This window comes from Hydrogenophaga sp. 2FB, from assembly GCF_005503365.1.
Lineage (GTDB): Bacteria > Pseudomonadota > Gammaproteobacteria > Burkholderiales > Burkholderiaceae_C > Hydrogenophaga.
The window spans coordinates 38952-52176 of record NZ_SCML01000012.1 but is presented as its reverse complement, the minus strand read 5'-3'; the positions used below and the strand labels follow the sequence as shown (position 1 = coordinate 52176).

Annotated in this window: 12 protein-coding genes; 9 read left to right on the top strand and 3 right to left on the bottom strand. The window is 67.1% G+C overall.

Annotation, left to right across the window (positions count from 1 at the left end; translation table 11 throughout):
• Window positions 1-26 precede the first annotated feature (26 nt).
• From FFS09_RS09460 to FFS09_RS09450, 3 genes are read right to left on the bottom strand one after another with little or no spacing between them, the layout of a single operon-like run.
• The gene (locus tag FFS09_RS09460; RefSeq protein ID WP_137918612.1) at window positions 27-1013 is read right to left on the bottom strand and encodes a zinc-binding dehydrogenase; all 987 of its coding nucleotides are present in this window, start codon (window positions 1011-1013) and stop codon (window positions 27-29) included.
• 19 nt (window positions 1014-1032) lie between these two features.
• Entirely contained in the window at window positions 1033-1842 is an 810-nt protein-coding gene (locus FFS09_RS09455) for an enoyl-CoA hydratase (protein WP_137918611.1), read from the bottom strand.
• Window positions 1842-3032, bottom strand: a complete 1191-nt coding sequence (locus tag FFS09_RS09450) for a CaiB/BaiF CoA transferase family protein (RefSeq protein WP_137918610.1) — start codon at window positions 3030-3032, stop codon at window positions 1842-1844. The genes FFS09_RS09455 and FFS09_RS09450 overlap by 1 nt, the downstream gene beginning before the upstream one ends.
• 167 nt (window positions 3033-3199) lie before the next feature.
• Between FFS09_RS09450 and FFS09_RS09445 the strand changes: the two genes are divergently transcribed.
• From FFS09_RS09445 to FFS09_RS09405, 9 genes are all read left to right on the top strand, one after another.
• Window positions 3200-4120 (top strand): LysR family transcriptional regulator, encoded by a 921-nt coding sequence (locus FFS09_RS09445; RefSeq protein ID WP_137918609.1) that lies wholly within the window; start codon window positions 3200-3202, stop codon window positions 4118-4120.
• 136 nt (window positions 4121-4256) lie between these two features.
• The gene (gene phaR / locus FFS09_RS09440) at window positions 4257-4799 is read left to right on the top strand and encodes a polyhydroxyalkanoate synthesis repressor PhaR (RefSeq protein WP_252374306.1); all 543 of its coding nucleotides are present in this window, start codon (window positions 4257-4259) and stop codon (window positions 4797-4799) included.
• A 36-nt stretch (window positions 4800-4835) separates the two neighbouring features.
• Window positions 4836-6221: a 30S ribosomal protein S12 methylthiotransferase RimO gene (gene rimO / locus FFS09_RS09435; RefSeq protein WP_137918607.1), complete on the top strand. Its 1386-nt coding sequence runs from the start codon at window positions 4836-4838 to the stop codon at window positions 6219-6221.
• A 243-nt stretch (window positions 6222-6464) separates the two neighbouring features.
• Window positions 6465-6692 (top strand): biotin/lipoyl-binding carrier protein, encoded by a 228-nt coding sequence (locus tag FFS09_RS09430; protein ID WP_137918606.1) that lies wholly within the window; start codon window positions 6465-6467, stop codon window positions 6690-6692.
• Window positions 6689-7459, top strand: a complete 771-nt coding sequence (locus FFS09_RS09425; RefSeq protein ID WP_137918605.1) for a GntR family transcriptional regulator — start codon at window positions 6689-6691, stop codon at window positions 7457-7459. Before FFS09_RS09430 ends, FFS09_RS09425 begins: the two co-directional genes overlap by 4 nt.
• Window positions 7456-8679, top strand: coding sequence for a CaiB/BaiF CoA transferase family protein (locus FFS09_RS09420; RefSeq protein WP_137918604.1), 1224 nt, complete (start codon window positions 7456-7458; stop codon window positions 8677-8679). The genes FFS09_RS09425 and FFS09_RS09420 overlap by 4 nt, the downstream gene beginning before the upstream one ends.
• The gene (locus FFS09_RS09415) at window positions 8676-10265 is read left to right on the top strand and encodes an acyl-CoA carboxylase subunit beta (RefSeq protein WP_137918603.1); all 1590 of its coding nucleotides are present in this window, start codon (window positions 8676-8678) and stop codon (window positions 10263-10265) included. Before FFS09_RS09420 ends, FFS09_RS09415 begins: the two co-directional genes overlap by 4 nt.
• Window positions 10266-10331: 66 nt before the next feature.
• The gene (locus tag FFS09_RS09410; RefSeq protein ID WP_137918602.1) at window positions 10332-11345 is read left to right on the top strand and encodes a tripartite tricarboxylate transporter substrate binding protein; all 1014 of its coding nucleotides are present in this window, start codon (window positions 10332-10334) and stop codon (window positions 11343-11345) included.
• 26 nt (window positions 11346-11371) lie between these two features.
• Window positions 11372-13141, top strand: a complete 1770-nt coding sequence (locus FFS09_RS09405; RefSeq protein ID WP_137918601.1) for an acetyl-CoA carboxylase biotin carboxylase subunit — start codon at window positions 11372-11374, stop codon at window positions 13139-13141.
• Window positions 13142-13225 lie beyond the last annotated feature (84 nt).

Sequence of the window (13225 nt, the reverse complement as noted above, 5' to 3'; positions counted from 1 at the left end):
TGTGTCTCCTCTTGGGGGTGGTGATGTCAAACGGGGTCCGCCGGCATGCGCAGGACGATCTTTCCGATGTGCGCGCCGGCTTCCATGCGCGCTTTGGCTTCTTCGAGTTGCGTGAAATCCATGACGCGGTCGATGCGGGGCTGGATGCGGCCGGCGGCGATCAGGGGCATGACCTCCGCCACGAAACGCGGCACGGCCGCGGCGCGTTGCGCCTTGGTGCGCAACTTGTTCGAGACGCCAAACAGCGTCAGGCGCTTGGCATGCAGCGCCTCCAGATCGAGTTCGGCGCGCACCACGCCGTCGACATAGCCCACGGTGGCCAGCCGGCCTTCGAAAGCGAGCGAGCGCATGTTTTCGGCGAACACGCTGCCGCCCACCGTGTTGATGACCAGGTTCGCGCCCTGTTCGCCTGTGGCTTTCAGGACCGCGGGCGCGAAGTCGGCGTTGCGTGTGCACAGGCCCAGGTCCAGGCCCAGCGGCTTCAGATCGGCCAGCTTCCCCGCCGAGCCCGAGGTGCCGATCACCTTCGCGCCCAGGGCCTTGGCGAGCTGCAGCGAGGCCACGCCCACGCCGGAAGAAACGCCGTTGATGAGCAGCCATTCGCCGGCCTGCAGGCGGCCCTGCAGCACCAGCATGTCGAAGGCCACGAGGAAGGTCATCGGCACGCTGGCCGCCTGCTCCCAGGTGATGCCGGGCGGCACGTGCATGGCTTCCGCGCCTTCCATCAGCGCGTGTTCGGAGAACGCGCCCGGGCAGCGGCCCATCACGCGGTCGCCGGGCTTGAAGCCGGCCACTTCCGATCCGACGGCCACGACCTCGCCCGCACCTTCGCCGCCAATGGCCTTCCAGCTGCCCGGCTTGCCGTGCAAGCCACCCAGCAGGAATTCGCCGCGGTTGAGCGCCGCGGCGCGCATGCGCACGAGCAGTTGATTCGGGCCCGGCGTGGGGACCGGGCTGTCGCGCAGTTCGAGCACCGATTCGGTGTCGCTCATCTGCATCCAGTAGGACTGCATGAAATGTTCCTTGAAAAGGTCAGCGGCCGGTGAAGACCGGCTTGCGTTTTTGCATGAAGGCCGTGCGGCCTTCGGTGTAGTCGGCGCTCTCGAAGCAACCGCGGATGAGCGAGGCGCAGAGCCCGCTGTCCAGCTCCGGCGAGGGCTTGAGGATTTCGCGTGTGATGGCCTTGCCCGCCATCACCGTGAGCGGCGCGTTCTCGCCGATCGTGGCGGTGTATTCGGCCAGCAGTTGCGGCAGGGCGTCGGGCTCGCAGGTGCGCGAGACCAGGCCGAGCGATCGGGCCTCGGCCGCGTCGATGCGGCGCGCGGTGAAGAAGAGGTCTTTCGCCGCGCCGGGACCGATCAGGTCCACCAGGTTCTTCATGGCCGAGTAGCGGTAGCCCAGGCCCAGGCGGCCGGCGGGAATGGAGAAGACCGAGTCGCTCGTGGCGATGCGGATGTCGCAGCTGATGGCCACGTTCACACCACCGCCGATGCAATAGCCGCGGATGCAGGCCAGCGTGGGCTTGGGAAAGTCGTGGATGCCCATGAGCGTGGTTTCGGCCATCTTCTCGTAGTAGGCGACGGCTTCGCGCGCGGCGCGCATGTCTTCGAACTGGGAAATGTCCGCGCCCGACACGAAGGCTTTTTCACCCGCGCCCGAGAACACCACCAGGCGCACGCGGTGATCGTCCTGCGCCAGGGCCAGCAGGGGCGGCACGGCTTCCCACATGTCGACCGAGAGTGCGTTGTGGCGCGCCGGGTTGTTGAATCGGATGTGCAGCGTGCGGTCGTCGAGCCAGGTTTGCACGCGTTCGGTGGTCGAGGTGTAGGTCGGGGTGCTCATCAATAGACTCCGGCGGCTTTCATACGGGCGAAGTCCTCGGTAACGAGGCCCAGTTCGCCCAGGATTTCTTCGGTATGTTCGCCGCGCCGTGGCGCGGAACGGGCAATGGTGCTGGGTGTGCGTTCGAGTTGCACCGGCTGGCCGACCATGCGCTGCGGCCCTTGCCACTTCGAGACCACGTGCTTCACCATGCCCAGGTGCTGCACCTGCGGTTCGTCCAGCGCTTCCTGCATGCTGCTGATGAGGCCGCAGGCCACACCGCCGTCGTTCAGGCGCTCGATCCAGTGCGCGCGGTCGTGCGCGGCCAGGCGCTGGTTGATCTCGGCGTTGAGCGTGTCGCGGTTCACCGAGCGCGAGGGTTTGTCGTGGTAGCGTGGATCGGTGATCCATTCGGGCGCGCCCAGGATGTGGCAGAAGCGTTCCCAGATCTTGGAGCCGAAGACGGCGATGTTCATGTAGCCGTCGCGCGCCTTGTAGACCCCGGTGGGAATGCTGGTCGGGTGGAAGTTGCCCGCTTGCGTGGCCACGTCGCCATCGATCAGGTAGCGCGAGGTCTGGAAATCCATCATGTAGACCATGGACTCCAGCAACGAGGTGTGCAGCCACTGGCCTTTGCCCGAGGCCTCGCGTTCGAGCAACGCCACCAGCACGCCCTGCGCGGCAAAGATGCCGGCACACAGGTCGCCAATGGGAATGCCCACGCGCATCGGCCCATCACCGGCCTGGCCCGTCACGGACATGAGCCCGCTCATGCCTTGCGCGATCTGGTCGAAGCCCGGGCGCGTTGCCAGGGGGCCGCTCTGCCCGAAGCCCGAGATGCTGGCGTACACCAGCCGCGGGTTGGTGGTGGCGAGCGATTCGTAGTCGATGCCCAGGCGGAACTTCACGTCGGGCCGGAAGTTCTCGACCACCACGTCCGCCGTGTCGATCAGGCGCTTGAGCGTGGCGATGCCTTCGTCCGTCTTCAGGTTGAGCGTGATGGAGCGCTTGTTGCGGTGCGTGTACTGGTAGTCGGAGCCGTCCTGGCCGCCCAGGGTGTCGTCGCCGCGCATGCTCTCGGGCATTTGCACCTGGACCACGTCGGCGCCCCAGTCGGCGAGTTGGCGGCAGGCGGTAGGGCCGGCGCGGACCTGGGTGAGATCGATCACGCGAAAGCGTTGCAAGGCGGTGGAAGCGGGGATGTGGGGCATGGGTGGTTCAGCGGGTCGTGGCGGACGGTGCAAGGCCGCAGGGCGCAAGCCTTTCGTCTCGTGAGAAATGGGTGGTCTCCGTGTTTTGTGCGCGCATCGTGGCAGCGCTGGTCTGTGTTGTAAATTGCATCTTTCTGAACACTTGATGCAGTTTGCGAAAGAATCGAATGGCCACCAAACGCACGATCAAACCCTCGCTCGCCGATTTGCGCGCCTTCGTCACGGTGGGGGAGTTGCAGAGCTTCGCGGCCGCCGCCGGGTTGCTGCATCTCTCGCAGCCCGCGCTGTCGCGGCGCATCGCCAACCTGGAGCGCGTGCTGGACGTGCGCCTGTTCGACCGCACGACGCGCAGCGTCGAACTCACGCCCCTGGGGCGGCGCTTTCTGGGCAAGGTGCGCAACATCATTGCGGAGCTGGACCATTCGGTGGTCGACCTCAGCGACGTGGCGCACATCGAGGTGGGTGACGTGGCGGTGGGCTGCGTGTTCCTGGCGGTGTCGCATTTCCTGCTCGGCGTGATCGAGCAGTTCCGCCAGGCGCATCCGCATGTGATGGTGCGCGTGATGGAAGAGGGTGCGGATGAGGTGCTCGCCTGCGTGAAGAGCGGCGAGGCCGAGATCGCGCTCAACTACGTCGGCATGCAGGACCCGGAAGTCGAGTTCACGCCCATGCTCAAGGACCGTTTCGTCCTGGCCTGCCGGGTGGACCATCCCCTGGCCAAGCGGCGTTCGGTGCGCTGGGACGAGGTGGTGAAGCATCCCTATGGGCTGGTGTCGCACGCCAGCCGCAACCGCGTGCTGATCGACCAGGCCCTGGCGGACGTGGCCCATCTGCCGCGCCCGATCTGCGAGTTCCGCCATGCCTCGACGCTGATCGGGTTCGTGGACCGCGGCCTGGGCGTGGCGGTGGTGCCGCAACTGGCGTTGCCATTCCCCTCCGACACGATCGTGGGCATTCCGATCGAGAGTCCGGTCTACCGCACCATTGGCGTGATCCGCCGTCGGGGCCGCAGCCTGTCACCGGCCGCGGAGGCGTTCGAGCGCCTCCTGATGGCGGCCAGCCGCACCACGCACAAACCCCGCCGGTAACGTGTGCGACAGGCGGCACCACGTTCTTGCACAGGGAAAACCCATGCTTGCGGCGGTGGATCGGCTTCCTAGAATGTGCCGTATCCTCTGGGCGGGCTATTCTGCCCCTGGCTCACCCATTCCTGAAGGTTCTGCAGTGCAAAAATCGAAGGCCGGTAGCGGCAGTGCGCGTTCGGACGCTGTGCGCGTGATCAAGAAGTACCCGAACCGGCGCCTGTACGACACCGACACCTCGACCTACATCACGTTGACCGACGTCAAGACGCTGGTGATGGACAACGAGCCTTTCGTGGTGCGTGACGCCAAAACGAACGACGACCTCACCCGCAGCATCCTGTTGCAGATCATCCTGGAAGAAGAAACCGCGGGCGTGCCGATCTTCACCGAGCAGGTGCTGGCGAACATCATCCGTTTTTATGGCCACGCCATGCAGGACTTCATGGGCAGCTATCTGGAGAAGAACGTCCAGATCTTCATGGACCTGCAATCCAGGATGACCGCGCAAGCGCCGGGCGCCACGCCCGAGGCCTGGAAGCAGTTCATGAACGCGCAGTCGCCCGTGATGGAAGGGATGATGGGCACCTACCTGGAGCAGTCGCGCAGCGCGTTCAACCAGCTGCAGGAGCAGATGCAGAAAAACAGCGAGCAGATGTTGGCGGCCTTGGGGCTCAAACGCTGAAGCCCGTCCCCGACCGGGGTCTGAGACAATCGGGGCATGTCTGAAACTCTCGCCCCACCCGCCAACGTTACCCCCAAAGTCGGTTTCGTCAGCCTGGGTTGCCCCAAAGCGCTGACCGATTCCGAGCTCATCCTCACGCAGCTCAGCGCCGAGGGCTACCAAACCTCCAAAACCTTTGCCGGCGCCGATCTGGTGATCGTCAACACCTGCGGCTTCATCGACGACGCCGTGCGCGAAAGCCTGGACACCATCGGCGAAGCCCTGGCCGAAAACGGCAAGGTCATCGTCACCGGCTGCCTGGGCGCGCGCGAAGGCGAGGGCGGCGGCAACCTGGTGCGGCAGATGCACCCCAGCGTGCTCGCCGTGACCGGCCCGCATGCCACGCACGAGGTGATGACGGCAGTGCACGAGCACCTGCCCAAGCCGCACGACCCGTTCGTGGACCTGGTGCCACCCCAAGGCATCAAGCTCACGCCACGCCACTACGCGTATCTGAAGATCAGCGAGGGCTGCAACCACCGCTGCACCTTCTGCATCATCCCGTCGATGCGCGGCGACCTGGTGAGCCGCCCGATCGGCGATGTGCTGACCGAAGCGCGCAAGCTGTTCGAAGCCGGCGTGAAGGAGTTGCTGGTGGTCAGCCAGGACACCTCGGCCTACGGCGTGGACGTGAAGTACCGCACCGGTTTCTGGGACGGCAAGCCGGTGAAGACGCGCATGTTCGACCTGGTGCGCTCGCTCGGTGAGCTGGCCAAAGGCTACGGCGCCTGGGTGCGCCTGCACTATGTGTATCCGTATCCGCACGTGGACGAGATCATTCCGCTGATGGCCGAAGGCCTGTGCCTGCCGTACCTGGACGTGCCCCTGCAGCACAGCCACCCCGACGTGCTGCGCCGCATGAAACGCCCGGCCAGTGGCGAGCGGAACCTGGAGCGCATCGCGCGCTGGCGCGAGCTGTGTCCACAGATCGTGGTGCGCAGCACCTTCATCGCCGGTTTCCCGGGCGAGACCGATGCCGAGTTCGACCACCTGCTGGATTTCGTGCGCGAAGCCCGCATCGACCGCGCCGGCTGTTTCGCCTACTCGCCCGTGCCGGGCGCCACGGCCAACGAGCTGCCCGATGCGGTGCCCGATGCCCTGCGCGAAGAACGCCGCGCGCGCTTCATGGCGGTGGCCGAGGCCGTGTCGGCCGAGAAGCTACAAGAGCGGGTGGGCGCGACCATGCAGGTGCTGGTCGATTCCGCCCCCGGCCTGGGCAAGAAGGGCGGCATTGGCCGCAGCTATGCCGATGCGCCCGAAATCGACGGCGTGGTGCGCCTGTTGCCACCCGAGAAGATCAGCAAGACCATGAAGGTCGGCGAGTTCACCAAGGCCCGTGTGGTCGCCGCCCAAGGTCACGATCTGTTGGCGGTGCCGATCTGAGATTGCCAGGACGGACCCGCCTCGCCGCCCCGGCTTGCTCGGCCCCGCCAGATCCGTTCGTTACTTTTGGCCACCCAACCCGGTTCCTGAGCGCTGCTCGGACCGGGTTTTTTTTCGCGCCCACGCGCGCCGCACCTCGGGTTAGTCCTCCCGTTGACCGCATTGACGCCTTCGCAGTCCGTCGCTACTATCGCGTCAGATTGTTAACAATCGTCTTTTAAACAAAATACGTGAGGATGCCGGATGGCCAAATCGGTTGAGGTTCTTTCGGAGGTTTCCGGGAGTGTGTGGAAGGTCCTGGTGCAGCCGGGTCAAGCGGTCGCCGAGGGCGACGTCCTCGTCATCGTGGAGTCGATGAAGATGGAGATTCCCGTGGAGGCGCCTTGCAATGGGGTGTTGACGTCGCTGTCCTGCGAAGAGGGCAAGCCGGTGCGGGAAGGCGATGTGGTCGCCCTGGTGGAGGCGGCATGACGCGCGACGTCCCGGGCGACAAGCTGGACTACCGGCATTGGGAGGGCGCCGTGGCGTTCCGTCTTTTTTCGGGCAGCGACCAGCCGACCTTGACCGTGGCCGAGCAGATCGCCGCGTCCATCGGCGACCGCATCATCTCCGGTGCGCTGCCGCCGCGCGAGCGCATTCTGGAAGAGGAGCTGGCGGCCGAGTTCAACGTCAGCCGCGGCCCGGTGCGTGACGCCATCCGCATCCTGGAGCGCGAGGGCCTGGTGACCATCCTGCCGCGGCGCGGTGCGCTGGTGACGGACCTGGCGGCGCACGAGGTGAGCGAGATTTTCGAAATCCGCGCCGGCCTGCTGGAGATCGTCGCGCGCAAGGTGGCCGCCGCGCGCGACCCGGATCTGCTGGCGTTGCTGCGTGCGGGCGTGGCGCGCCTGCAGCGCCTGGCCGCCATGAAAGACGACCAGGGCGCGTACGCCGAGACGTCGTACCGGCTGTCCATCCTGTCGGTGCGCGCCTGCGGCAACCAGCGGCTGACGCGCATGCTGGTGGCGCTGTCGCTGCAGACCTTGCGCTACGCCAAGCTGAGCCTGGCCAGTGCCGAGCGGCGCAAGCGCTCGGCCAGCATCTGGACCGAAGCCCTGGCGCTGCTCGACGCGGGTGACGCCGAGGGTTATGCGCGCAAGGTGCGCCAGCGGGTGGAGGAGTCGGGCGCGGAAGCTTCGCGGCAACTGGACGCGCCGGCCAGCGGCACCGCCAAGCCTTCGACGAAAGCGACCTCATGACGGGCGGCGCGAATGCCCAAGGCCCTTTGCGCGGCCTGACCGTGGTCGAGATCTGCACCACCATCGCCGGCCCGGCCTGCGCGCGGATGATGGCGGACTTCGGCGCGGACGTGATCAAGATCGAGCCGCCGTCGGGCGATCCGGTGCGGCAGATGGGCCGGCACGTGGACGACGTGTCGCTGTATGCGGCGGCGATCTTGCGCGGCAAGAAGTCGGTGGCCCTGGACCTCAAGCAAGCCGAGGGTCGCAAGCTGGCGTTCGAGCTCGCGAGCCGCGCGGACATCCTGGTCGAGAACAACCGCCCCGGCGTGCTGGAGCGGCTGGGCCTGTCCTATGAAGCGCTCTGCGCCGTGAACCCGGGCCTGGTGATGGTGCGCATTTCCGGCTACGGCCAGGACGGGCCCTATGCGGAGCGGCCGGGCTACGGCGCCATCTGCGAGGCCGTGGGCGGCGTGCGGCACATGACCGGCGACCCCGACCGACCACCGGCCCGCGTGGCCCTGGCCACCACCGACTACCTCACGGCGACCTACGCCGCGTTTGGCGCGGCCATGGCGATCATCGAGCGCCAGCGCACAGGGCGCGGCCAGGTGGTGGACGTGGCCTTGTACGAGACCGCGTTTTCGCAGATGGAGCCCTACGTGCCCGCCTACGAGAAGCTCGGCTTCGTGCCGCAGCGCGTGGGCCCGAACCTGCCGACGATGGCGCCCAACAGCCTCTACCCGACGGCCGACGGCAGCTGGATGCTGATCGCGGCCAACAGCAACCCGACCTTCGAGCGGCTGGTCAACGCGATGGGGCAGCCGCAATTGCTGACCGACCCGCGCTTCGCGGACATCCGCACGCGCGGTCAGCCGGACAACATGAAGGCCATCGATGCGATCGTGGCCGAGTGGACGCGCACGCTCGACACCGCCGCGCTGGCGGCGGTGCTGCAAGCGGCCGAGGTGCCGTCCTCGCCGATCTACACCATCGCCGACATCTACGCCGACCCGCACTACGCGGCGCGCGACATGCTGGTGAAGGTGCCGCATCCGCAACTCGGCCACACCACGCAGGCCGGCATCGTGCCCAAGCTGTCGGGCACGCCCGGCGCTATCCGGCATACCGGGCCGGACATCGGCGCCGACACCGCCGAGGTGCTGCGCGGCATGGGCCTCAGCGATTCACAGATCCAGCAACTGGAGGCCGCCCAGGTCATCCGCACGACACGCACATGAATTCACCACTCCCTCCACACCCCGTCACCGACGCCGCCAACGACGGCGAATGGGCCGCCGAACTGCAAGAGCTGGCCTACCGCCGCAAGCGCGGCGCCTCCATGGGCGGGCCCGAAGCCCTGGCCAAGCATGCGGCGCGTGGCCGCCTCAACGCCCGCGAACGGATCGCAGCCTTGCTCGACGCGAACAGTTTTCGCGAACTCGCCCGCATCGCGGGCAAAGGCAGCTACGACAAAGAGGGGCACTTCAAGGACGTCGCACCGGTGAACGCCATCATTGGCACGGGACGCGTCGAAGGCCGCAAGGTGATGCTGTCTGCCGACGACTACACACTGCGTGCCGGTTCGTCGGAGGCCACCATCTCGGACAAATGGGTCTACGCCGAGCGCATGGCGCTGGACCTGCGCATGCCGCTGGTGCGCCTGGTGGACACGGCCGGCGGAAGCGTGAAGCTGCTGGAGCAACAGGGCTCCAGCAAGATCCCCGGCTACTCCACCTGGCCGGTGGTGGACCTGCTCAAGCATGTGCCGGTGGTGGGCGTGGCGCTCGGCGCTTGCGCGGGGCTGGGTGCGATCAAGGTGCTGATGTCGCACTTCTCCGTCATGGTGCGCGACCAGGCGCAGGTCTTCGCGGGCGGGCCGCCCGTGGTCAAGCAGGCCTACGGCATCGACATCGACAAGAACGATCTCGGCGGCTGGAAGGTGCACCGCCGCAGCGCGCTGGTGCACAACGAGGCGCAGGACGAGGCCGACGCGTTCGAGCAGGTGCGGCGCTTTTTGTCCTACCTGCCGCGCAACGCGCGGCGGGTGGCCGAGCGCGGCCCGCGCGAGGACGATCCGGGGCGCGCGGACGACTGGCTGAAGAACGCGATTCCGCGCGACCGGCGCAAGCTGTTCGACCCGCGCAAGATCGTGGCCTCGCTGTTCGACACCGGCACCATATTCGAGATCGGCCGCCACCAGGGCGGCTCCGTCATCACCGCGCTGGCACGCCTGGATGGCTACCCGGTCGGCGTGATGTGCAGCGACCCGCGCGTAGCCGGTGGCGCGATGACGACCAAGTCGGCCTGGAAGATCGAGCGACACGTGAAGATGTGCGACACCTTCGGCTTGCCGATCGTGAACCTGGTCGACCAGCCTGGCAATGCCACCGGACCCGAGGCCGAGCTCGACGCGACGCTGCTCGGCGCGGTGCGCGTGTTGACCACGATCGAAGACGTGCAGGTGCCCTGGATGTCCGTGATCCTGCGCCGCGCCTTCGGCCTGGCCGGCGGTCTGCACGCGCCCAAGTATTTCCCGGCGCTGAACCACCGCGTGGCCTGGCCCTCGGCGCGCTGGGGCTCCATTCCGGTGGAGGGCGGCGTGAAGGCCGCGCACCGCCAGGAAATTGAAGGAGCCGAAGACCCGGCTGCGCGCCAGGCCGAGCTGGAGGCTTACTACAACCGCATCGGCTCGCCGTTTCGCACGGCGGAGAAGTTCGGGATCCTGGACATCATCGATCCGCGCGAGACACGCGCCTTTCTGTGCGACTGGATCGAGGACGCCTGGGAGGCCATGCTCGCCCGCCGCGTCGGGCGCGCTGTCTGAGCGCGTCGAACCACGGCCTTGTGCGTTTTCCCCCTGCATTTCATTTCAAACAATAGGAGACAAGCCATGATGTCATCTCTCGTCCGCCGCCTGTTGCGCCTGCCCGCACTCCTGGCCACCTGCGCCGCCGCCGTTGCCATGGCCCCCGCCATGGCCCAGCAGTGGGAGCCCACGCGCAAGGTGGAGCTGGTGGTGCCCTCCGGACCCGGCGCTGCGCTCGACGCCGCCGCGCGCGAAATGTTCAACCAACTGGAGAAGCGCAAGCTCGTGACGCAGCCGCTGGTGGTGTCCAACCGCTCGGGTGGCGCCGGGGCGGTCGCCCTGCAGACCCTGGAGCAGCACGCGGGCGACGCGCATTGGTTGTCCATCTTCACCACCGGCATGCTCAATGCCCGCGCCATCGGCAGCGTCTCCACGACGTACGAAGGCATGACGCCGCTGGTGGTCATGCTCGAAGAGGCGGTGGTGGTGGCGGTGCGCGCGGACTCGCCGATCCGCAATGCGGCGGACCTCGTCGCGCGGCTGACGACGGACCCGGAAGCCTTGTCCATCGGCGTGGCCACGGCGATCGGCAATCACATTCACGCCGGCATTGCCAAGCCACTGCAGGTGGGCGGCGTGAACATCGCCAAGTTGCGCGTCGTGCCGTTCAAGTCGTCGGCCGAGTCCATGACGGCGCTGCTGGGCGGTCACCTGGACGTGGTGGCGGCGAGCACGCCCAATGTCATCGCGAACATGCAGGCCGGCCGCATCCGCGTGATCGCCGTCGCCACGGGCGAGCGCCTGAAGGGCGCGCTGTCGTCGGTGCCGACCTGGACCGAACAGGGCGTGCCCGCCGTCTATGCCTCGGTGCAGGGTGTGTTGGGCCCCAAGGGCATGACGCGGGAGCAGGTGCGCTTCTGGGAGCAGGCCTTCCGCCAGGTGATCGAGAGCAGCGAGTGGCAGGAATTCGTCGCCAAGCAGAACTGGCGCCCGGTGTTCATGGGTTCGGCGGAGATGGCCAAGTACATGGAGACCGAATACGCCGCCACCAAGAAGCTGATCACCGAGTTGAAGCTGGACACGTCCGCCGCGAAGTGAAGCCATCCCGTTCCTGAAAGCGACCGATGTTCCAGAAGATCCTGATCGCCAACCGCGGCGAGATCGCGTGCCGCGTGGCGGCCACCGCGCGCCGCATGAGTTTGCGCACCGTGGCGGTGTATTCCGACGCCGATGCGCATGCCAGGCACGTGGCCGACTGTGATGAAGCGGTGCACATCGGCGCCAGCCCGGCGCGCGAGAGTTACCTGTGTTGGGAACGCATCATCGAGGCGGCCAAGGCCACCGGCGCGCAGGCCATCCACCCGGGCTACGGGTTCCTGAGCGAGAACGAGGCCTTCGCCCAGGCCTGCACCGAGGCTGGGCTGGTGTTCATCGGCCCGCCTGCATCGGCCATCCAGGCCATGGGTTTGAAAGCGGCGGCCAAGCAGTTGATGGAGCGGGCCGGCGTTCCGCTGGTGCCGGGTTACCACGGCGCCGACCAGGACCCCGAGCTGTTGCTGCGCGAAGCCACCCGCATCGGATTTCCGGTGCTGATCAAGGCCAGTGCCGGTGGCGGTGGCCGGGGCATGCGGGCCGTGGACAAGGCGGAGGACTTTCTGGCGGCCCTCGCCGCGTGCCAACGCGAAGCGAAAGGCGCCTTCGGCGACGACGCGGTGCTCATCGAGAAATACGTCCAGCGGCCGCGCCATATCGAAGTGCAGGTGTTCGGCGATGTCCACGGCCACTGCGTATCCCTCTTCGAGCGGGACTGTTCGGTGCAGCGGCGCCATCAGAAGGTGCTGGAAGAGGCGCCCGCGCCGGGCTTGTCCGACGCGATGCGCCGCCGCATGGGCGAGGCCGCCGTGGCCGCGGCGCGCGCGGTCAACTACGTGGGCGCCGGCACGGTGGAATTCATCGTCGAGCAGCGCGGGCAGGGCGAGATGGACTTCTTCTTCATGGAGATGAACACGCGCTTGCAGGTCGAACACCCGGTGACCGAGGCGATCACGGGGCTGGACCTGGTCGAGTGGCAGATCCGTGTCGCGAGGGGCGAGGCGCTGCCGCTCCAGCAGCACCAACTGCGCATGCACGGCCATGCCATCGAGGCGCGCATCTGCGCCGAAAACCCGGACAAGAACTTCCTGCCCGCCGCCGGGACGCTGCAGGTGTACCGCACACCACCGTGTGTGGCATTCCTTCCACCCGGCGAACCCGTACGTTCGCAGCCGATACGCATCGACTCGGGTGTGCGCGAGGGCGATCAAATCTCCCCGTTCTACGACTCCATGATCGGCAAGCTGATCGTGCACGGCGACACGCGCGAGCAGGCCCTGGCGCGCCTGGACGAGGCGCTGGGGCAGATGCATATCGTGGGCCTGAACACCAACGTGCAGTTCCTGCGCTACGTCGTGCGCAGCGACGCCTTCTCGCAATCCGATCTGGACACGGCGCTGATCCAGCGAGAGAAAGCAGCCGTGTTCAAGCAGGAGCCTGTGGGCCTGCCGATGGCCGCTGCCATCGCGGTTGCCCAGGCGCTGCTGGAGGAAGAGCGGAGCCATGAGGCGCAGAACGGCGACACCCGCGGCTTCGCCTTCGAATTCGGCGGCGCGCATGCTCAGGCGACGCTGACGGTTCTGCGCGATGGCGGCTTGCGGCTGGCGGTCGGCGGCACCAGCGGTGCGCTGGAGTTCCAGCAGGCGGGCGATGCGATCGACGTCCGCTTCAATGGCGAGCGCACATTGGCCCATGTGTACACGGCCGGCACCACGCGCCATGTGTTCACGCCGCGCGGTGCGGCCCGCATCACGGCGCTGGAGGAGGTTTCAGAAGGGGAGGTGGTTCATCCGCATCCATGAGGCCGAAGTTTGCTCAGGAGCGGCGCGAATCGCGGTCAATGCCATCGATGTCGCGGCACAAAAGAAAACGGCGCCTGTTGGGCG

Bases quoted from the DNA above. Each gene is read 5' to 3' on its own strand.
- FFS09_RS09460 (WP_137918612.1), bottom strand. From the start codon at position 1,013: ATGCAGTCCTACTGGATGCAGATGAGCGACACCGAATCGGTGCTCGAA.
- FFS09_RS09455 (WP_137918611.1), bottom strand. From the start codon at position 1,842: ATGAGCACCCCGACCTACACCTCGACCACCGAACGCGTGCAAACCTGG.
- FFS09_RS09450 (WP_137918610.1), bottom strand. From the start codon at position 3,032: ATGCCCCACATCCCCGCTTCCACCGCCTTGCAACGCTTTCGCGTGATC.
- FFS09_RS09445 (WP_137918609.1), top strand. From the start codon at position 3,200: ATGGCCACCAAACGCACGATCAAACCCTCGCTCGCCGATTTGCGCGCC.
- rimO (WP_137918607.1), top strand. From the start codon at position 4,836: ATGTCTGAAACTCTCGCCCCACCCGCCAACGTTACCCCCAAAGTCGGT.
- FFS09_RS09430 (WP_137918606.1), top strand. From the start codon at position 6,465: ATGGCCAAATCGGTTGAGGTTCTTTCGGAGGTTTCCGGGAGTGTGTGG.
- FFS09_RS09425 (WP_137918605.1), top strand. From the start codon at position 6,689: ATGACGCGCGACGTCCCGGGCGACAAGCTGGACTACCGGCATTGGGAG.
- FFS09_RS09420 (WP_137918604.1), top strand. From the start codon at position 7,456: ATGACGGGCGGCGCGAATGCCCAAGGCCCTTTGCGCGGCCTGACCGTG.
- FFS09_RS09415 (WP_137918603.1), top strand. From the start codon at position 8,676: ATGAATTCACCACTCCCTCCACACCCCGTCACCGACGCCGCCAACGAC.
- FFS09_RS09410 (WP_137918602.1), top strand. From the start codon at position 10,332: ATGATGTCATCTCTCGTCCGCCGCCTGTTGCGCCTGCCCGCACTCCTG.
- FFS09_RS09405 (WP_137918601.1), top strand. From the start codon at position 11,372: ATGTTCCAGAAGATCCTGATCGCCAACCGCGGCGAGATCGCGTGCCGC.